The organism is Micromonospora sp. CNZ286 (assembly GCF_014207755.1).
Genome location: NZ_JACHIZ010000001.1, coordinates 2,238,724 through 2,259,542 on the forward strand (window position 1 = coordinate 2,238,724; position 20,819 = coordinate 2,259,542).

18 protein-coding genes are annotated in these 20,819 nt (G+C 73.2%); 2 read left to right on the top strand and 16 right to left on the bottom strand.

Annotated features, from left to right (window positions below; translation table 11 throughout):
* The first annotated feature begins 148 nt into the window (after positions 1-148).
* Positions 149-367 (top strand): PEP-utilizing enzyme, encoded by a 219-nt coding sequence (locus FHX31_RS10365; RefSeq protein ID WP_184975847.1) that lies wholly within the window; start codon positions 149-151, stop codon positions 365-367.
* Here the strand turns inward: FHX31_RS10365 and FHX31_RS10370 are convergent.
* The 6 genes from FHX31_RS10370 to FHX31_RS10395 form a co-directional block, all read right to left on the bottom strand.
* On the bottom strand, positions 318-818 hold the full coding sequence (locus FHX31_RS10370; protein ID WP_184975850.1) for a MauE/DoxX family redox-associated membrane protein: 501 nt from the start codon (positions 816-818) through the stop codon (positions 318-320). The two genes, FHX31_RS10365 and FHX31_RS10370, sit on opposite strands and share 50 nt — an antisense overlap.
* A 3-nt stretch (positions 819-821) precedes the next feature.
* Positions 822-1,133, bottom strand: coding sequence for a S24/S26 family peptidase (locus FHX31_RS10375; RefSeq protein ID WP_013287125.1), 312 nt, complete (start codon positions 1,131-1,133; stop codon positions 822-824).
* Entirely contained in the window at positions 1,130-2,908 is a 1,779-nt protein-coding gene (locus tag FHX31_RS10380) for an ABC transporter ATP-binding protein (protein WP_091331647.1), read from the bottom strand. Before FHX31_RS10380 ends, FHX31_RS10375 begins: the two co-directional genes overlap by 4 nt.
* A 3-nt stretch (positions 2,909-2,911) precedes the next feature.
* Entirely contained in the window at positions 2,912-3,394 is a 483-nt protein-coding gene (locus tag FHX31_RS10385; protein ID WP_013476238.1) for a hypothetical protein, read from the bottom strand.
* A 70-nt stretch (positions 3,395-3,464) separates the two neighbouring features.
* On the bottom strand, positions 3,465-3,701 hold the full coding sequence (locus tag FHX31_RS10390) for a hypothetical protein (RefSeq protein ID WP_013287122.1): 237 nt from the start codon (positions 3,699-3,701) through the stop codon (positions 3,465-3,467).
* Positions 3,702-3,766: 65 nt separating this feature from the next.
* Complete coding sequence (locus FHX31_RS10395) at positions 3,767-6,685, bottom strand: AfsR/SARP family transcriptional regulator (RefSeq protein WP_184975853.1); 2,919 nt, start codon at positions 6,683-6,685, stop codon at positions 3,767-3,769.
* Positions 6,686-7,096: 411 nt separating this feature from the next.
* Here FHX31_RS10395 and FHX31_RS10400 point away from each other — a divergent pair, with 411 nt between their 5' ends.
* Entirely contained in the window at positions 7,097-8,638 is a 1,542-nt protein-coding gene (locus FHX31_RS10400) for a copper resistance CopC/CopD family protein (protein WP_184975856.1), read from the top strand.
* Positions 8,639-8,688: 50 nt separating this feature from the next.
* On the opposite strand, the gene FHX31_RS10405 is transcribed toward FHX31_RS10400, so the two are convergent.
* The 10 genes from FHX31_RS10405 to FHX31_RS10450 form a co-directional block, all read right to left on the bottom strand.
* Positions 8,689-9,609 (bottom strand): M56 family metallopeptidase, encoded by a 921-nt coding sequence (locus tag FHX31_RS10405; RefSeq protein WP_071094328.1) that lies wholly within the window; start codon positions 9,607-9,609, stop codon positions 8,689-8,691.
* Positions 9,606-9,968, bottom strand: coding sequence for a BlaI/MecI/CopY family transcriptional regulator (locus tag FHX31_RS10410; protein WP_013287118.1), 363 nt, complete (start codon positions 9,966-9,968; stop codon positions 9,606-9,608). Before FHX31_RS10410 ends, FHX31_RS10405 begins: the two co-directional genes overlap by 4 nt.
* Positions 9,969-10,076: 108 nt before the next feature.
* Positions 10,077-10,733, bottom strand: coding sequence for a DUF305 domain-containing protein (locus FHX31_RS10415; RefSeq protein ID WP_184975859.1), 657 nt, complete (start codon positions 10,731-10,733; stop codon positions 10,077-10,079).
* Between the two features lie 76 nt (positions 10,734-10,809).
* On the bottom strand, positions 10,810-11,211 hold the full coding sequence (locus tag FHX31_RS10420; protein WP_184975862.1) for a DUF6153 family protein: 402 nt from the start codon (positions 11,209-11,211) through the stop codon (positions 10,810-10,812).
* Positions 11,212-11,370: 159 nt separating this feature from the next.
* Positions 11,371-12,513: an MFS transporter gene (locus FHX31_RS10425; protein WP_174361801.1), complete on the bottom strand. Its 1,143-nt coding sequence runs from the start codon at positions 12,511-12,513 to the stop codon at positions 11,371-11,373.
* Positions 12,514-12,640: 127 nt separating this feature from the next.
* Positions 12,641-13,936 carry a molybdopterin molybdotransferase MoeA gene (locus tag FHX31_RS10430; RefSeq protein WP_184975866.1) on the bottom strand — a complete coding sequence of 432 codons (1,296 nt, stop codon included), beginning with the start codon at positions 13,934-13,936 and terminating at the stop codon, positions 12,641-12,643.
* Positions 13,933-14,694, bottom strand: a complete 762-nt coding sequence (gene narI, locus FHX31_RS10435; protein ID WP_071094334.1) for a respiratory nitrate reductase subunit gamma — start codon at positions 14,692-14,694, stop codon at positions 13,933-13,935. The genes FHX31_RS10430 and narI overlap by 4 nt, the downstream gene beginning before the upstream one ends.
* Complete coding sequence (narJ, locus tag FHX31_RS10440; protein WP_030498889.1) at positions 14,691-15,311, bottom strand: nitrate reductase molybdenum cofactor assembly chaperone; 621 nt, start codon at positions 15,309-15,311, stop codon at positions 14,691-14,693. The genes narI and narJ overlap by 4 nt, the downstream gene beginning before the upstream one ends.
* Positions 15,308-17,005, bottom strand: a complete 1,698-nt coding sequence (gene narH, locus FHX31_RS10445; protein ID WP_184975869.1) for a nitrate reductase subunit beta — start codon at positions 17,003-17,005, stop codon at positions 15,308-15,310. The genes narJ and narH overlap by 4 nt, the downstream gene beginning before the upstream one ends.
* Positions 17,005-20,670 carry a nitrate reductase subunit alpha gene (locus FHX31_RS10450; RefSeq protein WP_184975873.1) on the bottom strand — a complete coding sequence of 1,222 codons (3,666 nt, stop codon included), beginning with the start codon at positions 20,668-20,670 and terminating at the stop codon, positions 17,005-17,007. Before FHX31_RS10450 ends, narH begins: the two co-directional genes overlap by 1 nt.
* Positions 20,671-20,819 lie beyond the last annotated feature (149 nt).

Consider the following 20,819-nt stretch of genomic DNA (forward strand, 5'->3'; position numbering starts at 1 on the left):
CGGTTCTGCCGGGCGTAGGACACGCCCGGCGGAACCATCGGGCATCACCGGTACCGGTGTGTGCCTCCAAGAGCGCGACCGCGACGTGGGGTCAGCGACTTCGACGACCTGCGGGGCCCCCACGTTGCGGCGTGCCTGGGGGCCGCCGATGCCGGGCGTGCCGGACCCCGGCCACCCGTACCTGCTCATCGCCGGCGACCTGGCGCCCGCCGACACCGCCGGTCTCGAACCAGGCCTGGTCACGGCCGAGGGCGGGCCGACCAGCCACACCGCGATCCCGGCCCGGACCCTCGGCATCCCGGCCGTGGTCGGCTGTGTCACCTGCGGCTGGCGGCGCCGAACAGGTAGCGCAGCTCGTCCAGCATGACGACCAGCACGCCGACGGCCAGCGCGGCGGCGCCGGCCAGGACCGCCTCGCCGGGGCGTACGGCACCGGCCGGCGCGAGCGCGCCGGCGACGGCACAGGCGACGAGGAACGCGTTGCGCCACACGTGGTGCCGGCCCAGGGGCGCGGCGGTGCGGCCGAAGCAGCGGCAGGTGCCGCCGCCGCGCCGCAGGTTCGCGACGATGGCGGCGGTGAAGGCGAGCAGCAGGGCACCCGAGGCGAGGAATCCGGCCAGCGGGAACACCGCCAGCAGGACCACGGCGGTGAACTCGGCGGCGACGACGGCCGCGGCGAGCGGGCCGGCGGGCCGGAAGCCCATGTCGCGCACGGAGCGCGTGAACTCGCGGTAGGCGTCGCGGCCGGAGACCTTCCCGACCGCCGCCGCCAGCAGGACCGTGCCGAGCAGCACCCGGCACCCGATCTCGACGTACATCTGTCATCGCCTCCCTCTGACCACGCCGAGGACCGCCTCGGGTGGCACCGCGCCGAAATGCCGCGAGTCCTGGCTGTGGGTGTTGTCGCCCCGTACCGTCACGGCGCCGTCCGGTTCGACCCGGTGCACCCGTTTGACCATCCACGTCAGGTCCGAGGCGGGGACGACGTCGCGGGCCCGGAAGACGACGAGGTCACCGACGGCGGGCGCCCGGCCGACGCGGACGATGAGCCGGTCGCCGTCCCGCAGCGTCGGCGCCATGCTCTGCCCGCTCACCACCACGAGGCGCCAGCGGCGGCGCAGCCAGCCGGTCATGTCGCCGCCAGCTGGTAGCCGTCCGCCTGGAGGCGGAAGAGCCGGGCGTACTCGCCGTCGGCCGCCATCAGCTCGTCGTGCGTGCCCGACTCGACGACTCGCCCGGCGTCCAGCACGACGATGCGCCGCGCGTCGCGCAGGGTGCTGAGCCGGTGGGAGATCAGCAGCCCGGTGCGGCCGTGGCGGATCCGGGTCAGCGAGGCGTGCACGCGGGTCTCGGCGTCCGCGTCGAGCCCGGAGCTGGGCTCGTCCAGGATGAGCAGGTCGGCGTCGGCGCGCATCAGGGACCGGGCGAGCGCGACCCGCTGCCACTGCCCGCCGGAGAGCGTCACGCCGGGCTCGCCGTCCTGGCCGGCGAAGGTGCGGCTGAGCAGCGTGGCGTACCCGTGGGGGAGGGCGCGCAGGCGGTCGTGGATCTCGGCGTGCGCGGCAGCCTCGACGACCTGCTCGGTCGTGTGCGGCAGCCGGCCGATGCCGACGTTCTCCTCGGCGGTGAGGTCGTAGCACATGAAATCCTGGAACACCGCGCCCATCCGCCGGCGCACCGTCTCGATCCGCAGCTCGCGCAGGTCCACCCCGTCCCACGTGATCCGGCCGCGGTCCGGGTCGTAGAACCGGCAGAGCAGCTTGACCAGGGTGCTCTTGCCGGCCCCGTTAAGTCCGACGAGCCCGACGGCCTGCCCGGCGGTGATCGTGAGGTCGACGCCCCGCAGGACCCAGGGGCCGTCCTCGTCGTAGCGGAACCATACGTCCTCGAACCTGATCGCGGTGCGCAGCGGCGGCGCCGGCAGGGTTCCGTCGACCAGGTCGGTGGGGCTGTCGAGGACGGCGACGTAGTGCCGGAACAGCCGCATGGCGGCACCGGCCTCGCCGAGCTGGGCGGCGATGCCGGCCAGGCCGCTGTGCGCCGCGGTGAACGCGGCCAGCAGGAGGGTGAGGTCGCCGAGGCTGAGCCGGCCACGGACCGTGGCGTTCACCGCGAACACCGTCGCGGTGAGGGTCACCGCGGCGCCGGCCAACGCCCAGCACGCCTGCACCGCCGTGGTGTGCCGGGCGGCGGCCAGCTCGATCCCGGCGGCCGAGCGCACCGCGCCGATGAGCCGGTCGTGGAAGAAACGGCCGAGGTGGTAGAGGCGCACCTCCCGGGCGGCGCGCAGGTCGGTCAGCACGGTCTGGAACAGGAACCGGGCCCGGAACAGGCTGGCGCTCTCCTCCACGGCCCGCGCGGTCCGCCGGGACAGTCGCAGTTGGATGAGGAAGTCGGGCACCGCCACGGCGAGCAGGAGCAGACCGGCCGGCGGCCAGAGGGACGTCAGGATCACGGCGAAGCCGCCGATGGTGACGACGTTCTGGGCCACGTCGACCGCGAACATGACGACCACGTACGGCGCCTGGGTGGCGGCCTGCTGGGCCAGCGCCAGCCGGTCGCGCAGGGCCGGCTGCTCGAACGGGCCCAGCCCGACGAAGGTGTTCAGTTTCCGGTACAGCCGCACGTCGGCGGCGATCGTGATCGCGTTCTGCAGGGCCGTGGTGAAGTATCCGGACACCCGGCTGGCGATCGCCGCCAGCGCGCCCAGGACGGCGATCGCCACGGCGTACCAGGTGGCGGTCGACGGGTCGGCCGAGCGGCCCCTGCCGACCTCGTCAAACAGCAGCTTGGTGAACCACGCGACGCCGATCGGGGGCGCCGCGCCGATGACGACGAGGGCGACCGTGGCGGCGAGCGCCCTGCGGTCCGCGCAGCCCAGTCGCAGGGCGGCTCGCAGCGTGGCCACGTCTCAGGCCAGGACCGGAAGCTGGTGGCTGGAGTTGACGACGACGCCGTCGACGACCGACAGCACGGCGGGGAAGCCCTTGACCCCGAACTCCTTCTCCGCCTGGTCCTCGTTGATGGTCGCCGTGTCGAAGTCGGCCAGGCGGGGCGCCATCTCCACCGTGTCCTCCGGCATGCCGATCATGAACACGAAGGTGTCGTGGCGGTAGCGCCGGGCGTCGACGGTGAGGGTGTCCAGGATGGTCTGGCACGGTGGACAGGTGGGGGTCAGCATGACCACCGTGCGCCGACCTGCGGTCAGGTCGACGTGCGGGAAGCCGGTGACCTCCAGGCCCGGGGCGGGCAGCACCTCGGGGGCGGCCCCGCCGTCGTGGGCGGCGGCGGTCTGCGTCTCCCGGAGCCGCCGGGCGAGGGCCAGGGTCAGGGTCAGGTTGAGCACGGCGACCGCGCCGATCACGGCGATGGCGGCGTAGGCGAAACCCGGCATGGGAACTCCTCAACGAGTCAGCGGGGAGTGGGGGCCGCGCCGACGGCGCGGCCCCCGAGGATGAGCCAGGTCAGCAGACGCCGACCTTCTTGGTGTAGCAGATCGGCGACGACGTCGTGACCGAGCACACGCCGGTGCAGGACAGGGTGCTCCGCCGGTAGTAGCGGAAGTACGAACCGCCCGAGCAGTAGCCGTTGGACACCGCGCAGCACGACTGGCCGTGCTCCGGCACGCAGGCGCCGGCCACCTCGCGGCCGAGCACCTTGCTGAGCATCGCGTCGCCGACGCGGTTGATGAGCTTGGTCATGGCAGACCTCCTTGGTGGGTGACTGCCATCACTGTGCTGGGTGCCGCTGCGCGTGCCCTGCGCTCCTACTGCGCGCCGGCTGCGCTCCGCCAACGCGTCAGCGATTCGCGCAGGTCGTCGACGTACGCGGAGTCGAAGTGCTCGAAGATGTGCAGCGCCTCCTCGCCCAGCGCGACGGCCCGGTCGTGCCTGCCGAGGGTGGCCTGCGCCCGCGCGAGCAGGTGCAGCGAGTTCGCCAGCGGGAACGGCTGCCCGACGCCGCGCAGCATCGCCACCGAGCTCTCCAGTTCCACCACCGCCCGGTCCGCGTCGCCCTCCTCGAGGTGCGCCTTGCCGAGCAGCCGCCGGGAGATCGCTTCGCCCCACTCGTGACGCAGCTCGTGGAACGCCAGCACCGTACGCCGCAGCAGCCGCCGTGCCGCCTCGCCGTCGCCGGCCGCGAGGTGCGTCGCGGCCAGCGCCTGCTCGGCCGTGGTCACGCTCATCCGGTCGCCGAGCCGGCGCGCGGCGGCCACCGCCTGCCGAAGCTGCTCCACGGCTGGCGGCCACTGCTCGGCGTGCCGGTGCAGCAGCCCGATGGTCTCCCGCGCGAGCGCCTCGCCCCACAGGTCGCCGTCGTCGACGAAGACCCGCAGGGCCGCAGCGCAGGCGTCCAAGGCGAACGGGGAGGTGAGCCGGTACTGCCCGTGCTGCATGCCGAGGGCCAGCAGCACGTGCCCGCCGACGCGGCCGACCGGCCAGTGCGCGGCGCACAGCCGCACCATCACCAGCAGCGCGGCGTCCGCCTCCCGCAACCTGCCGAGGTGGCGGCAGCACAGCGAGTAGCCCTGCAGGGCGACGAGGCGGTGCGCCACCCACCGCCCGCGGCCGGCCCGCTGCGCCGCGCGCAGCAGCGGCACGGCTTCGGCGTGCCGGTTCAGCGACCGGTACGCCGTGCCCAGATGCAGCCGCAGCGACATCCGGGTCGCCGACGGCAGCTCGGCGTGGCGGCCGAGCACGGCGCGCAGACAGTCGACCAGCTCGGGCAGGTGTTGGCTGCGCATCGTCGCGAAGTTGCCCATCGTGCAGGCCAACCGCCCCGCCAGGTCGACGGCGCCCAGCCGCAGCAGGTCCTGCACCGCCGCGACCAGGTTCTCCCGCTCCGCCTCGAACCAGTCGACGGCCTCCCCGGCGTCGAGCGCCGGCCCCGCGCCGGCCACCGGCAGGGCCCCGCAGGGCAGCGACGCGTCGGCCCGCTCGGCGTACGCGTGCAGCCGTGCGTACCACGCGACGACCTCGTCGACGGGGACCTCGGTGCGTTCCCGGGCGACGAGCCTGACCAGGTCGTGCATGCGTACCCGGCCGCTGGCGTCGTCGGTCAGCAGGTGGGCCCGGCACAGCTGCTCCAGCAGCGGCTCGGTGGTCTCGTCCCACATGCCGAAGCTGCGCAGCGACGTGCGGCTGAGCACCGCGAGCAGCCGCGCGGCGGGCTGCGGCAACCGCTCGAACCCGACGGTGAAGCTGCTGCGCACGTCGAGCCCGTCGAGGGAGAGTTCGTCGAGGCGGCGTCGCTCGTCGCGCAGCCGCTCGCGCAACCGCGCCACGGTCATCGCCTCCCGCTCGGCCAGCCGCACGCCGGCGATTCGCAACGCCAGCGGCAGGCGACCGCACAGCTCCACGACGTCGGCGGCGGCCCCGGCCTCCCGGTCGATTCGCTCGCCGCCGGCGAGCCCGGCCAGCAGGTCCAGGCCGTCGTCGATCGGCAGCACGTCGACCGGGACGACCTCGGCGCCCGCCAGCCCCGGCAGCGCTCCCGTGCTCGTGACGACAGCGCTGCCGCCGGGCGGCAGCAGCGGACGCACCTGCGCCGCGTCCGCCGCGCTGTCCAACATCACCAGCAAGGTCTGGTCGGCGAGCACGGAGCGGTACAGCGCCGCGCGCTCCTCGGCCGCCGCCGGGATCGCCTCGCCGGCCACGCCGAGGGCGCGCAGGAACGCGCCCAGCACCGTGCCGGGCCGCGCCGGATCCGGGGTGTTGCCGCGCAGGTCCGCGTAGAGGCACCCCCCGGGGAAGCGGTGCCGGCTCTCGTGGGCCGCGCGCAGCGCCAGCGTGGTCTTGCCCGTTCCCGCCAGCCCGGTCACGACGATCACCTGGGCGACTCCGGCGACCGTCGGGGTGCGCCCCAGCAACGACAGCAGCAGCCCCAGCTCCTTGTCCCGCCCGACGAAGTCACCGGTGACTCCGGGAAGCTGGTTGGGACGCACCCACCCCCGCGGGGACGTCTCCTGCTCGCTGCCGAGGATCTCCCGGTGCAGTTGCCGCAGCTCCGGCCCCGGGTCGATGCCGTGCTCCTCCGCCAGCACCCGGACCCCGGCCCGGTACACGGCGAGCGCCTCCGCCTGTCGGCCGCTGCGGTGCAGGGCCACCATCAGCTGGCCACGCAGCCGCTCCCGCAGGGGTCGGTCGCGGACCAGCGTGGTCAGCTCCGGCACGAGTTCCCGGTGCAGACCGAGCGAGAGCAGTGCCTCGGCGCGCAGCTCTGTCGCGTGCTCGCGCAGCTCACGAAGCCGATCGCGCTCGTACTCGACGAGCCGCGACCCGACGTCGACGAACGCGTCGTCGCGCCAGCGCGCCAGCGCCCGGTCGAGCAGCTCCACGGCGCGGCGGGCATCGGCGGTGGCCGCGGCGGCCGCTACCTCGGCGGCGAACTCCGCCGAGTCGACGACCGCCACGGGGTTCAGCTGGTAGCCGGGCGAGCGGGTGAGGATCAGCTCCGGCTTCGCGCCGCGGCGGACCGAGGCGACGACCGCCTGGACCCGGTTGCGCGCCCCCGTGGGCGGATCGTACGGCCAGAGCCCGTCGATCAGGCGGTCGACGGAGACGATGCGTCCGTGGTGGGCCGCCAGGCTCGCGACGAGTGCCCGCTCCAGCGGGGCGAGCGACACGGCCACACCGTCGACGCTCACCTCGATCCGACCGAGGATGCCGATCCGATACCCACGCACGGCGCAAAACTAGCGCGGTCTGCGCCCTTCGTGACCGCACGTCCGGAACGTTCCCGGCGCGGAAAGCGCTGGTCACGACGTTCCGGCCCGAAGATCGTGACCAGAGCCACTGTCTGCCCGGTCGCGGGGTGGCCGGTCCGACGCGGACACCGCGACGCGGGTGGCCTGCCCGAGCCCTGGTGACCTGCGCGTGTCCGACCTTGGCGGGGCCACCGTCGATTTGCGCGGCACCAGTGAGCTACTACTCCTTGCTAGTAGTTGCCCTATGATGGCGACCGCGTCAGGTCGGAGCGATGGGCGCCGGGTCCATGTCTTCTCGACGGAGGGTTCAGCAGTGCCTTTCTCGCGGCATGCCCAGGTGGCCTGACGGTGTCCGCCGCATCGACGAGGTCTTCCCGGCGCAGGTTGCCGATGCGTGGCGTGGCACGGTGGGTGCTGCTGGTATGGCTGGCGTGGTGTCCAGCCCTGTTCGTGGTGCTCGGGTTCGCCTCGCCGGCCGCCGCGCACTTCAAGCTGGTCAAGGCCGTGCCGGCCGACGGCGCGCGGGTGAGTGGTGCTGTCGGAGAGGTCCGGCTGACGTTCAGCGCGCCCGGCACGCCCACCGGGGCCGGTTTCCGGCTTTCCCGCGACGGCGAGGCCGTTGCGGTGACCAGTCACACCCCGGACGGGGGTCGTACGTGGCTGGTGCACCCGGCCGCCCCGTTGACCGGCGGGGAGTTCGCGCTGCGGTGGAGTGTCGCCGCCCCTGATGCTCACCCGCTGACCGGCGACGTGGCGTTCACTGTGGTTCCGTCGGCTGCGGCACCCGGGGCGACGGCCACGCCCCGGCCCACCGCCGGTCCGCCCGGGCATGCCGGTCACGGTGTGCCAGGACTGCCGTCGGCGTCGCCGTCGGCCCATGCCGGCGGGCACGCGGTGGGTCATACCGCTGACGCCGAACAGGGGGCGGTGCGGTTCGTCGGCGTGGCGGGCCGGTGGCTGTCCTACGGGGCGACCCTGCTCGGTGTCGGTGGTCTGGTCTTCGCGTTGACCACGCTGGTGGGAACGCGCCGCGACATCCAGCTGGTCCAGGTCTGGGTGCGGGCGGCCGGGCTGACGGTGGCAGCCGGCGCGGTGCTCGAACTCGCGGCGCTGGCGGCGGTGTTCAGTGCCGATGGTGGTCTCGCCTCGGCGGCCGGCACACAGGCGTTGACCGCGCTCAGTCGTACACCGGTGGCCGCCGGCCTGGGTCTGCGGCTCGCCGGCGCGGCCGGGTTGCTCGTGGCCGGGTCCTTGGAGGCGGCGTTGATCCGGGGCCGGCACGCGGTCGGCCGGCACGCCGCAGCGACCGTCGCCGGTATCCCGACCGACCCTCAACCCCTGGTCGTGCCCACCGTCGGCGAAGCGCACGACGACGACGCGCACCGGGTCCGGGCGCGCGCGGTCCGGCCCGTGCTTCTGGGTGTCACCGTGGCGCTGCTGGTGGGTTCGTTCCTGCTCGACGGGCACACCGTCACCGCGCGACCGCGGATGATCGTCGTGGCGGCGGACGTCGCGCACACTCTCGCCGCAGCCGTGTGGGTCGGTGGGGTCCTGCTCCTGGCCGCGCTGCTGCTGGGGCGTGCACGTCTCGGTGCGCCGACCGGGGCCGCCGAGATGGCGGTGCGGTTCTCCGTGCCGGCCACGGCGGCGGTGACGTTGACCGGAGTCGCCGGCGTCGCGTTGACCGTGGCGATCCTGGACCGGCCGGGTCACCTGGTGAGCACCAGTTGGGGGCGGGTGCTGCTGGTCAAGGTCGCGTTGGTGGCGGTCGTCGCCGTCATCGGGCTCTACAACAGCAGGCGGGTGGTACCCCGGTTGGACGATCCCGTGCCGGGCGGCACGCGTCGCCTGCGTCGCACGGTGCTGGTCGAGGCGGTGCTGATGGTCGCTGTCCTGCTGGTCACCGCGATCCTGGTCAACGCCGGCACGTAGGCAACGCCCACCGGACGCACGGCCGCGTGTCGCGGACGGGGTTGCGGGGGTTACAGGCAGAACAGGATGCCGGCGGCCACGCCGACGACCAGGGGTGCGGCCAGGGTGGCCGAGGCGAGCGCGGCGCGGGCGAGCCCGTTGCGGCGGTCCGGCCGGTACCCCTGAAGGCGTTGGAGTCGGATGGCCACCTCGGCGCCGGCCATCGACAGCGCCGACGGTGGGTGCGGCGCGCCGGCGAAGGTCAGCAGCGCGTCGCGTACGGCGCTCGGGCCGCACTCGCGGACCGCGGCGGCATCGGCGCGCAGTTCGACGAGCAGGCGTACGGCCGAGGGCGCCTGCCGGGTCAGCGGCAGCCACGGTACGGCCGCCGCGAGCCCCTCCACTGCGCCGACGAGGAGGTGGTGGCGCTCGCGCAGGTGGGCGCGTTCGTGGCTGAGCACCGCGGCGAGCTGCTCTGCCGGCAGGTCACCGGCGGCGCTGGCCAGGACCGTGAGTCCGCGGGATCCGCCGATGCTGTACGCCATCGGGGTCGGGTGTGGAATCCACAGCACCGCCTCACCGGACGCAGGCGGCCCGCCGGCGAGCGTGAGCAGGTCGGCGTGGGCGCGACGGGCGCGGTGGGCGCGGTAGGCCCGCTGGGTGCAGGTCATGGTGAAGCGGGCGAGCACGGTCAGCAGGAGCAGGGCTCCTACCGCCCCGACGACCTCGTCGACGGCGGCCGGCCGGCTGGGTTGGGCCCAGTGCCAGCAGACGCGAGCGAGGTCGTGCAGTGCCCACTGCCGGGTGCTGCCCGGGGCGAGGAGCATCACGGTGGCCAGGAGAAAGGTGGCGATCATCGCGACGAGCAGGCCGAGCCAGCCGAGCAGCATCGCGACGGGATCGGCGACATGCCGGAAGCACCACCGCAGCGCGGCGGGACCCCACCAGGCCACGGCCGCGGCGCCGGTGACGAGGGCGAGCGCGAGGCTCACGCCTCGGACTTCCGCTCGTCGAGGACCCGCCGCAGGATGTGCAGCTCGTGGTCGGAGGCGGACCGGGCGAAGTGCATGAGCACCAGGTCGGGATGGCTGCTCGTCTCGATGACCCGACGCAGGGTGCGCGCGGTGATCTCCTCGCGGGTGCCGGCGGCGCGATAGCGGTAGGCCTTGCCGTCCTTCTCGCGAACGGCCCAGCCCTTACGGTGCAGGTTGTCCAGCACGGTGAGGACGGTCGTGTACGCCAGCGCCCGCTCGGTGGTCACCGCGTCGAGGACGTCGCGCACGAGCACCGGATCAGAGGCACGCCACAGCACGTCCATGACGGCCGATTCGAGTTTGCCCAGTTCCGCCACGTGCCCTCCTTCGTGTCGCTCAGGGTACGCGAGGCGATGCGGCGGAGTCACCGCGCGGCGGTGCGGCCGGTTCCGACGCCAAGGCCGGAACCGGCCGCACCACGCCGGCTACAGGCGGTCGAGGATCTTCTGCAGGGTCTGCACCTCGGTGGCCTGATCAGCGGCGATCTTGGCGGCCAGCGCCTTGGCCTCGGGGTTGCTCCCGTCGGCCTGCTCGGTCCGGGCCATGTCGATGGCGCCCTTGTGGTGGGCGATCATCATCTCGGCGAACATCTTGTCGAACGCGGGGCCCTTCGCCGCGGCGAGGTCCTTCATCTGCTGCTCGGACATCATGCCGGGCATCCCCGCGTCCATCCCCGGCATGCCGTGCCCGGGCGTGGCGCTCATGCCGGGCATGCTGTGGTCGCTGGGCAGGTCCGTGGGCTTGCCCCAGGCCGTGAGCCACCCCTTCATGGTGGTGATCTCCGGGTCCTGCGCTGCCTTGATCCTGGCGGCCAGGTTCTTCAGTTCGCTGTCGCTCGCGCGCGTCGGGGCCAGGTCGGCCATGGCGACGGCCTGCTGGTGGTGCGGGATCATCATCTGGGCGAACATCACGTCCGCGTCGTTGGCGGTGGCGGTGGCCGAGGACGAGGCGCTCGGCGTGGCACTGCCGGCGTCGTGCGTCATGCCGCCGGCGTCGTCCGCGCCGCCGCAGGCGGCGACGGTGAGCAGGGCGGACAGGGCGACGCCCGCGAGGGCGGCGCGACGCAGGATGGTTGGCGTCATCTGGTACGTGGTCCTTGTCGTGAGGTGGGTCGGAACAGGGCCGTCGGTCCGGGCGAGGCGCCGGACCGGGGTCTGCTCACGTGCGCAGGACCGTGACGGCTCGCAGTCGCAGCCCGATGGGCCGGCGGGGTGGACCTCGATCCGGGCTGATCACCCGCCGGCGGTGGCCGGTCGGCGTGCGTGCGCCGCGATGGCGGGACCGCAGCAGGGACAGGACGCCGAGGATCAGTGCGCCGCCCAGCACCGCCAGGCACACGGTGAACGCGTGCTCCCCGCCCCGGTGTCCGGGCGAGCCGTCGGGTCCGTGTTCGGCGGCGGGCGCGTCGGCGCTCCGGTGGGCGGTGCTCGCGTGGGCGGCTCCGGGTTCGCCCGGGTGGCCGAGGGTGTGCATGCCGAACACGCCGAGCGTCACGGCGACGAGAAGCGCCAGCCGCAGCGGCGCGCGCGCCGGTGGACGCCCCACCCTCACCTGTCGCATCCCACCCCCAGAGGTCGGCCGCGCCGACATCCTCTTCTACTACAACCGCATAGTAGAAGGATTATCACGGCGGCTCGGCACGGGGCTGGCGTTTACCCGGATTCAGCTTGTCGTGCCTGGCCCGACCGGTCCGGCGCCGGTCAGGCCGTACCGAGACCGTCAACCGGCGCGGCGGGCCAGGCCTCCCATCTTCACCGCGGTGAACACCGCGGCGGCCAGCGCCACGTCGGAGAGCAGCATCAGCCCGATGGCGTAGGAGCCCTGCGACCCGTACACCCAGCCCATGATCAGCGGCGGCACGAACCCGCCGAGCCCGCCGGCGGCCCCGACCAGCCCGGTGACCGCGCCCACCTGATCGGCGGGGGCGACCTTGCCGACCAAGGCGAACACCGCGCCGCTGGCCGCGCCGAGCAGCACCGCCATGCCGAGCAGCGCGACCGTGGCCACCGGCATCAGGGCCGGCTGGAAGGCCTGCACGACGGCGAACCCGGCCACCCCGGAGAAGCACCACACCAGCACCGGCACGGGGTGTAGCCGGTCGGAGAGCCAGCCGCCCACCGGGCGGGCCAGCACGGCGAGCACGACGAACCCGGCGGTCCGCAGCGCACCGTCCGCGGCACTGAGCCCGTAGGCGGTGCGCAGGTACGCCGGCAGGTACACGCTGAAGGCCACGAACCCGCCGAACCCGACCGCGTACAGGAAGCACAGCTGCCAGGTGACGGTCAGCCGGGCGACGCCGGCGAGCCGCTGCCAGGCCGACCCGGTGGGCCGGGCCGGGCCCGGCGCGTCGCGCAGCAGCAGGAACGACAGCACCGCGTACGCCGCCAGGATCGCCGCGACCAGCAGGAACGGGGCACGTTCCCCGTAGGCGTCGGCCAGCCGGACGGTGGTGAAGTTGGCGATCGCGGTGCCACCCATGCCGACACCGAACACGCCGATGGCGAAGCCGCGCCGGGCCGGCGGATACCAGCCGGACACCAGCGGGACGCCGACGGCGAAGGCGGTGCCGCCGATGCCGAGGAAGAAGCCGGTCACGATCAGCGCCGGGTAGGAGGAGACCGTGGTGAGGGTCAGCACCGGCACGATGGTGGCGACGGTGACCAGCGGGAAGACTACCCGGGCCCCGTACCGGTCGGTGAGCGCGCCGACCGGGATGCGGCCCAGCGAGCCCACGATCACCGGCACCGCGACGAGCAGGGACTGCGCGGCGAAGCCGAGCCCCAGCCGTTCCTTGATGCCGGGGCCCAGCGGACCGAGCAGGGCCCATGCCCAGAAGTTCACCAGGAAGCCGAGGGTGGCCATGGCTAGCTGGAGGGCGGCGCCGGAGGTGGCCTCGGGACGCCCGACCGGGGCGGTGGACCCGGCTTGCCGGTCACGGATGCTGGTCATCGTTCAACTCCGTCGGGATCGTCGTGCTGCTGTCGCGGCGTCAAAGGGGAATGCGGCGGTCCGCTTCACCGGTACGAGCCTCGCTTGAGCCAACCCACCCCGGCAGGGCCGGAAGACCCGGCCCAGGAGGACGTCCCACCTGCCACGGCAGGGTGAGCAGACCGACCGGGGTGCCGGGACGCCAACCGGGCGGCACCACGGCCAGCGCGTCGGCGTCCGCCGCCGCGCCCAGGTATCCCGGGTGCGCCCCGTCGACCAGCCGCAGGCCCCGCGCGCCGCGCCGGACCGGCACGATCCGGGTGTTCCGCTCGTCGAGGCGCAACGGATCGGTGAGGACGGCGGTGTCCAGATCGGCCGGCGGCCGTCCGGCCAGCCCGGTGAGCAGCGGGTCGATCAGGGTGAGCGCGGCGACCAGCGCCGCGTACGGGTTGCCCGGCAGGCCGGCGATCCAGCTGGCCCCGGCCTGGGCCAGGACCTGTGGGTGCCCGGGCCGGCACCGCACCCCGTCCACGTGCGCCACGGCCCCGAGGTGCCGCAGCGACGCGTGCAGCCCGTCCGCCGGGCCGACGGAGGACGCCCCGCAGACGACCGTCACGTCGGCGTCTCGCGTGCTGTCCGCGATCGCCTCGGCGAACCAGTCGGGCTGGTCGCCGACCATCCGCGGACCGAGGAGGTCCGCTCCCCAGGCGGACAGCAGCGGGGCCAGCATCGGGCCGATCGCGTCCCGGACCCTGCCCCACGGGGGACGGCCGGCGTGGACCACCTCGTCGCCGCTGATCAACAGGCGGGCCCGGGGTCGGGCCCGGACGGTGAGGTGGTCGAGGCCGACGCTCGCGGCCAGCCCCAGCACCGCCGGCGTGACCGGCGAACCCGCGGGCACCAGTTCCTGACCGCGGGCGGCGTACTCGCCCGCGCACCGGATGTGCCGACGGTCGCCCGGCACCGCCCGCAGGACGTCACCGATCCGGTCGGCGATCTCGTAGGGCACGACCCGGTCCGCCCGGCCCGGGACGGGAGCGCCGGTGGCCACCTCTACGGCGGTCCCTTCGACCAGGGGCGCGACGGCGTGGGTGCGACCGGCCAGGATCTGGCCGACCACCCGCCACGGGCCCGGACCGCGCACCGCGTATCCGTCCATCGCGGAGTTGTCGAACCCGGGCAGCGGGACCGCCGCGACCAGTGGCGCCGCGAGGGTCCGGCCGGCGGCGGAGGCCAGCGGTACCGACTCCGCGGGCAGGGGAGCGGGGAGCCGGTGGGCCAGCGCCCGCGCCGCGGCCCACTCCGTCGCGGGTCGGGACGAATGGTGACTGCCGGTGTGGTGCGGTGCGGTGGTCACCGGCGTGAGCGGGTCCGACCGCCGCGCGGGGTGGGCAGCTGGGGCGGCCCCTCCCATCCGGGGCGGGTCGGCCGCAGTCCGGGCCGGTCGTCCCGGCTGCGGTAGACGACGTAGGGGCGGGTGGCGTAGCCGACCGGAGCGCTGAACGCATGGACGAGGCGGGTGAACGGCCAGAACGCGAAGAGCGCGAAGGCGGCCAGGATGTGGATCTGGAAGCCCACCGGGACGCCGGCCATGATCTCCGGGTCCGGGCGGAGGTAGAACAGCGACCGGAACCACGGGGAGATGGTCTCCCGGTAGTCGTAGCCGGGGCCGGCGACGTTGGCCCGCACAGTGGCCCAGAGGCCCAGCACGATCACCCCCGCCAGCACCACGTACATCGCCTTGTCGTTGCGGGTGGTGGCGGCGAAGACCGGTCCGGTCAACCGGCGGCGGGCGATCAGGATGCCCAGCCCGATCAGGGTGCAGAAGCCGGCCACCGTGCCGATGAACACGGCCATGAGGTGGTAGGTGTGCTCGGTGACGCCGACCGCCTCGGTCCAGGACTTCGGGACCACCAGGCCACCGATGTGTCCGATCAGGACCATCAGCACTCCGAAGTGGAACAGTGGGCTGCCCCACCGCAGGATGCTGCTCTCGTAGAGCTGGGAGGATCGGGTCGTCCAGCCGAACTTGTCGTAGCGGTGGCGCCAGATCAGGCCGCCGACGAGGATCGCGATCGACAGGTACGGGTACACCACCCACAGCAGGATGTTCATCGGCGTCCTCCAGTCGTGTCGACCAGTCCGAATGGTTCGAGTCCGACCTGCTCCACCGGCGGCCCGGTGCGGGCCAGCCGGGCGGCGGCGGCGATGTCCCCGGGCTGGGCGGGCGGCAGCATCTCCCGGACGGCGGCGACGGCCTGCCGGTACACCGACTTCTCCCGCCCCAGCGCCTCGACCAGCAGGTCGAGGCCGACGCGGTTCTCCCGCAGCAGCCGCCACCCGTCGTCGTCGGCGGCGGCCAGGTCGAGGACGGCGGGCAGGAAGTCGGGCAGCTCGCCGTCGACGACGGTCAGTCCGGCCGCCTTGTACGCGGCGGCGAAGTCGACCAGCGCCTCACCCCGGCGACGGGTGTCGCCGCAGGTGTAGTACGTCAGGTGCAGGCAGCAGCGGCGCCGGAAGTCGAACACCTCCACGTAGGCGGTCCGCAGGTCGACCGGCGCGGCGGCTTCCCGGTGGGCGACCACCTCGCGCAGCGGCCGGGCGACCTCGGCCGGCAGGCCGTCGAGCGCGGCCCGCACGGTGGGCAGCGCTGCGAGGACCTCCTCTTCGGGATAGCGCAGCAGCAGGGACGCCGCGCGGGCGGCCACCGCCCGCCAGGTCGGCCGGCTCACGGGGTACCTCCGTCGACGGGTGCGGATTCGCGGCTGCGGGGCGGGAAGAGGCCCTTCGGGCTGCCCTTGCCGTCCCAGTTGAGCAGGTTGACCCGGCGGGGTTCGTCGCCCGGGTCGGTGAAGCCCTCCGCGGTCTGCCGGTCGCGCAGCATGTGGAAGGTCTCCACCTGGACCGGCACCGGCGTGCCGGAGGACTCCCCGAAGGGCCCCTGGCCGTACGGGCCGCCGCCGCCCATCCCGGGGCCGCCCTCGTAATCGAGGCTGCACTCGGTGGCGATCTTCTCCAGCCGGTGTGCGTCCTCGGCGTGCGCGGCGGGGATGACGTACCGCTGCTCGTACTTGGCGATGGCGAGCAGCCGGTACATCTCGTCCATCTCCGCGCCGGTCATGCCGACCGCGGCGGCGATGGACTCGTCGCGCTCCTCGCCCAGGTTGATCCGGCGCTGGTAGGCGCGCATCGCGGCGAGCCGGTTCAGCACCCCGCGCACCGGCTCCGGGTCGCCGGCGGTGAAGAGCTCGGCGAGGTACTCCACCGGGATCCGCAGCGCGTCGATGGCCCCGAAGAGGTTGCCGGCCTCCTCCGCGTCGTGGCCGGTCTCGCGCAGCACGTCGGCCACCGGCGACAGCGGCGGGATGTACCAGACCATCGGCATGGTCCGGTACTCCGGGTGCAGCGGCAGCGCCACCTCGTAGCGCATGATCAGGTCCCAGATCGGCGAGCGCTGCGCGGCGTCGATCCAGTCGTCCGGGATGCCGGCCTCGCGGGCGGCGGCGACCACGGCCGGGTCGTGCGGGTCGAGGAAGACCGACCGCTGCGCGTCGTACAGGTCGTGTTCGTCGGCGATGGCGGCGGCCTCGGCGACGCGGTCGGCGTCGTAGAGCATCAGCCCGAGGTAGCGCAGCCGCCCCACGCAGGTCTCGGAGCAGATGGTGGGCTGGCCGATCTCGATGCGCGGAAAGCAGAAGGTGCACTTCTCGGCCTTGCCGGTGCGGTGGTTGAAGTAGACCTTCTTGTAGGGGCAGCCGGTCACGCACATCCGCCAGCCCCGGCAGCGGTCCTGGTCGACCAGCACGATGCCGTCCTCGGCCCGCTTGTAGATCGCCCCCGACGGGCAGGAGGCCGCGCAGGACGGGTTGAGGCAGTGCTCGCAGATGCGCGGCAGGAAGAACATGAAGGTCTTCTCGAACTCCTGCTTCACCTGGCCGGAGACCTTCGCCAGCACCGGGTCACCGGCGGCGATCTCGTTGCCGCCGGCGAGCGAGTCGTCCCAGTTGGCGCTCCAGGTGATCTTCGTATCCTGGCCGGTGAGCAGCGACTTCGGCCGGGCCACCGGGGTGTCCTCGCCGGCCGGCGCGTTGATCAGGTGCTCGTAGTCGTACGTCCACGGCTCGTAGTAGTCCTGCATGGACGGCAGCTTCGGGTTGGCGAAGATGCTGAACATCTTCTTCACCCGGCCACCGGAGCGTGGCTTGAGCTTGCCGGAGCGGGTCCGCACCCAGCCGCCCTGCCAGCGCTCCTGGTTCTCGTAGGTGCGCGGGTAGCCCTGCCCGGGGCGGGTCTCCACGTTGTTGAACCAGACGTACTCGACGCCGGAGCGGTTGGTCCACGCCTGCTTGCAGGTGACCGAGCAGGTGTGGCAGCCGATGCACTTGTCGAGGTTCATCACCATCGCCATCTGTGCCATGACCCGCATCAGTACTGCACCTCCTGGGAGCGGCGGCGGATCACGGTGACCTCGTCGCGTTGGTTGCCGGTCGGGCCGAGGTAGTTGAACGCGAAGGACAGCTGCGCGTACCCGCCGATGAGGTGGGTGGGCTTGACCAGCAGCCGGGTCAGCGAGTTGTGGATGCCGCCGCGCCGGCCGTTGGTCTCCGACTTGGGCACGTCGATCACCCGTTCCTGGGCGTGGTACATGTAGACCGTGCCCTCGGGCATCTTGTGCGTCACCACGGCCCGGCAGACCACCACGCCGTTGCGGTTGACCGCCTCGATCCACTCGTTGTCCCGGACGCCGATCTTCGCCGCGTCGGCCTCGCTCATCCACATCGTCGGCCCGCCCCGGGACAGCGTGAGCATGATCAGGTTGTCCTGGTACTCGGAGTGGATGGACCACTTCGAGTGCGGGGTGAGGTAGCGGACGGTGATCTCCAGCTCCCCGTTGCGGCCGAGTCTCGGTTCGCCGAAGAGCTTGTGCATGTCCAACGGCGGCCGGAAGATCGGCAGCGCCTCGCCGGCCTCGTGCATCCAGTCGTGGTCGAGGAAGAAGTGCTGCCGGCCGGTGAGCGTGTGCCAGGGCTTGAGCCGCTCGGTGTTGATGGTGAACGGGGAGTAGCGGCGGCCGCCGTGCTCGCTGCCCGACCACTCCGGGCTGGTGATCACCGGCACCGGGCGGGACTGGGTGTCGGCGAAGGTGATCTGCTTGCCCTCGTGCTCGGCAGCCAGGTCCGCCAGGCGTACCCCGGTGCGCTTCTCCACGTCCCGGAAGCCCGCGGTGGCGACCCGCCCGTTGGTGGTGCCCGACAGCGCCAGGATCGCCTCGCAGGCGTGCGTGTCCTTCGCCAGCGACGGCCGCCCGTCCGCGGCGCCGCCGCGCACCTCACCGTTCTTGTGGCGCAGATACTCGACCTCCGGCCGCACGTCGACCGAGAAGCCCTTGCCGGTGGTGCCGAGGGTGTCCATCAGCGGCCCGAGCGCGGCCATCTTGTCGGCGATCGCGCCGTAGTCCCTCTCGACCACCACCAGTTTCGGCATGGTCCGGCCCGGCACCGGGGTCTCCCCGGTCGCCGCCCAGTCGCGGACCCGGCCGTGCGGGGTCGCCATCGCGTCCGGGGTGTCGTGCAGCAGCGGCGCCGCGACCAGGTCCTTGCGTACGCCCAGCCGCGGCCCGGCGAGCGTGGAGAACGCCTTCGCGATGCCGTGGAAGGCGTCGAAGTCGGTCCGGGTCTGCCACGGCGGGTTGATCGCCGGGGTGAAGGCGTGCACGAACGGGTGCATGTCGGTACTGCTCAGGTCGTGCTTCTCGTACCAGGTGGCGGCGGGCAGCACGATGTCGGAGAAGAGCGTCGTGGAGGTCATCCGGAAGTCCAGGCTCAGCAGCAGGTCGAGCTTGCCCTCCGGGGCCTCCTCCCGCCAGGTCACGTCCTTGGGCCGCAACTCCTCCGGCGCCTCCTCGGCGCGCAGGTTCGCGTCGGTGCCGAGCAGGTGCCGCAGGAAGTACTCGTTGCCCTTGGCCGACGAGCCGAGCAGGTTGGCCCGCCAGACGGTCAGCACCCGTGGCCAGTTCTCCGGCGCGTCCGGGTCGGTGCAGGCGAACGTCACGTCGCCCTCGCCGAGCCGCTCGGCCACCCAGCCCGCCGGGTCGTCCGGCCGGGCGGCGAGAGCCTCGTCGGCCAGGTCGAGCGGGCTGCGGTCGAAGGTGGGCATCGACGGCATCCACCCCGAGCGGGCCGACTGGGCCAGCAGGTCCATGGTGTGCTTGCCGGCGAACGCGCCGGTGCCGGTGGGGGAGGAGACCACGTCGGCGGAGTAGGTGTCGTAGCGCCACTGGTCGGTGTGCACGTACCAGAAGGCGGTGCCGATCATCTGCCGGGGCGGGCGGACCCAGTCCAGGCCGAACGCGAGCTGCGCCCAGCCGGTCGCCGGGCGGCACTTCTCCTGCCCCACGTAGTGCGCCCAGCCGCCGCCGTTGACCCCCTGGCAGCCGGTGAGGGTGACCAGCGCCAGGATCGCCCGGTAGGTGGCGTCGGAGTGGAACCAGTGGTTCGTGCCGGCGCCGAGCAGGATCATCGACCGTCCGCCGGAGCGGTCCGCGTTGTCGGCGAACTCCCGCGCCACCCGGGCCACCTGCGCCGCCGGCACCCCGGTGACCGGCTCCTGCCACGCCGGCGTGTACGGCGCCTCGACGTCGTCGTACCCGGTCGGCCACTGGCCCGGCAGACCGTCGCGGCCCACCCCGTACTGGGCCAGCACCAGGTCGAAGACGCTGGTCACCAACTGGCCCCGCACCGTGCGGGTCGGCACGCCCCGGCGCAGCGCCTGCGGGGTGTCGGTGTCGAACCGAGGCAGCTCCACCTCCACCGCGTCGCCCGCCCCGAGGCAGGTCAGCGCCGGCTCCAGGTCGCCCAGGTCCAGGTTCCACTGGCCCTGCTGCTCGCCCCAACGGTGGCCGAGGCTGCCCCGCGGCACGGCGGGAGCGTCGGTGGCCGAGTCCCAGAGCACCGTCCGGAAGGCCGCCTCCTTGTCGGTCTCGCCCAGGTCGTCGGCGGTGAGGAACTTGCCCGGCCGGTACGCCCCGTCGGCACCCGGCTCCAGGGTGACCAGGAACGGCAGGTCGGTGAACCTGCGGACGTAGTCGACGAAGCGCGGGGTGCGCCGGTCGACGAAGAACTCCTTGAGGATGACGTGCCCCATCGCCATCGCCAGGGCGCCGTCGGTGCCCGGCTGGGCGGGCATCCACTCGTCGGCGAACTTGACGTTGTCGGCGAAGTCGGGGCTGACCACCACGACCTTCTGCCCCCGGTAGCGCGCCTCGGCCATCCAGTGTGCGTCCGGCGTGCGGGTCACCGGGACGTTGGAGCCCCACATGACGAAGTAGGAGGCGTCCCACCAGTCCCCGGACTCGGGCACGTCGGTCTGGTCGCCGAAGACCTGCGGGGAGGCCACCGGCAGGTCGGCGTACCAGTCGTAGAACGACAGCATCGAGCCGCCGAGCAGGGACAGGAACCGGGCGCCGACGGCGTGCGACACCATCGACATGGCCGGGATGGGGGAGAAGCCGGCGACCCGGTCCGGGCCGTACTCGGCGATCGCGTGCACGTGCGCGGCGGCGACCATCTCCTGCGCCTCGTCCCAGGTGATCCGCACCAGGCCGCCCTTGCCGCGGGCCTTCTGGTAGCGGCGGCGTCGTTCCGGGTCGCCCTGGATGTCCGCCCACGCGGCCACCGGATCACCGAGGCGGCCCCTGGCCTCCCGGTACATCTCCACCAGCACGCCCCGCGCGTACGGGTAGCGCACCCGGGTGGGGGAGTAGGTGTACCAGGAGAAGGCGGCACCCCGGGGGCAGCCCCGAGGCTCGTACTCCGGCCGGTCCGGTCCGACGCTCGGGTAGTCGGTCTGCTGCTGCTCCCAGGTGATGATGCCGTCCTTGACGTACACCTTCCAGGAGCACGAGCCGGTGCAGTTCACCCCGTGCGTGGAGCGCACCACCTTGTCGTAGGACCAGCGATCCCGGTAGAAGGCGTCCGCCTCCCGGCCGCCGATCTGGTGCAATGTCCGGCCGTCGGCGGAGACCTCGGCCCGGCGTACGAGGCCGCCCACGGCCAGCAGCGCCCGCCCCGCACTATCGGTGGCTCGCGACATACGCCTCATTCCTTCGATAGATGGCCGTACTGCCCCACGTTCTCGGCAGATGCGCCGGAGCGCAACCCCGAGCGAGGGCGTCCTGGCCATGGTGCCGACGTACAACCTCGGGAAACCGGGCCGAAGGTCCCGAGATCATCGGCTTTGTA

Bases quoted from the DNA above. Each gene is read 5' to 3' on its own strand.
- FHX31_RS10385 (WP_013476238.1), bottom strand. From the start codon at position 3,394: ATGCCGGGTTTCGCCTACGCCGCCATCGCCGTGATCGGCGCGGTCGCC.
- FHX31_RS10450 (WP_184975873.1), bottom strand. From the start codon at position 20,670: ATGTCGCGAGCCACCGATAGTGCGGGGCGGGCGCTGCTGGCCGTGGGC.
- narH (WP_184975869.1), bottom strand. From the start codon at position 17,005: ATGCGGGTCATGGCACAGATGGCGATGGTGATGAACCTCGACAAGTGC.
- narI (WP_071094334.1), bottom strand. From the start codon at position 14,694: ATGAACATCCTGCTGTGGGTGGTGTACCCGTACCTGTCGATCGCGATC.
- FHX31_RS10415 (WP_184975859.1), bottom strand. From the start codon at position 10,733: ATGACGCCAACCATCCTGCGTCGCGCCGCCCTCGCGGGCGTCGCCCTG.
- FHX31_RS10390 (WP_013287122.1), bottom strand. From the start codon at position 3,701: ATGACCAAGCTCATCAACCGCGTCGGCGACGCGATGCTCAGCAAGGTG.
- FHX31_RS10370 (WP_184975850.1), bottom strand. From the start codon at position 818: ATGTACGTCGAGATCGGGTGCCGGGTGCTGCTCGGCACGGTCCTGCTG.
- FHX31_RS10420 (WP_184975862.1), bottom strand. From the start codon at position 11,211: ATGCGACAGGTGAGGGTGGGGCGTCCACCGGCGCGCGCGCCGCTGCGG.
- FHX31_RS10375 (WP_013287125.1), bottom strand. From the start codon at position 1,133: ATGACCGGCTGGCTGCGCCGCCGCTGGCGCCTCGTGGTGGTGAGCGGG.
- FHX31_RS10425 (WP_174361801.1), bottom strand. From the start codon at position 12,513: ATGGCCACCCTCGGCTTCCTGGTGAACTTCTGGGCATGGGCCCTGCTC.
- FHX31_RS10365 (WP_184975847.1), top strand. From the start codon at position 149: ATGCCGGGCGTGCCGGACCCCGGCCACCCGTACCTGCTCATCGCCGGC.
- FHX31_RS10400 (WP_184975856.1), top strand. From the start codon at position 7,097: ATGCGTGGCGTGGCACGGTGGGTGCTGCTGGTATGGCTGGCGTGGTGT.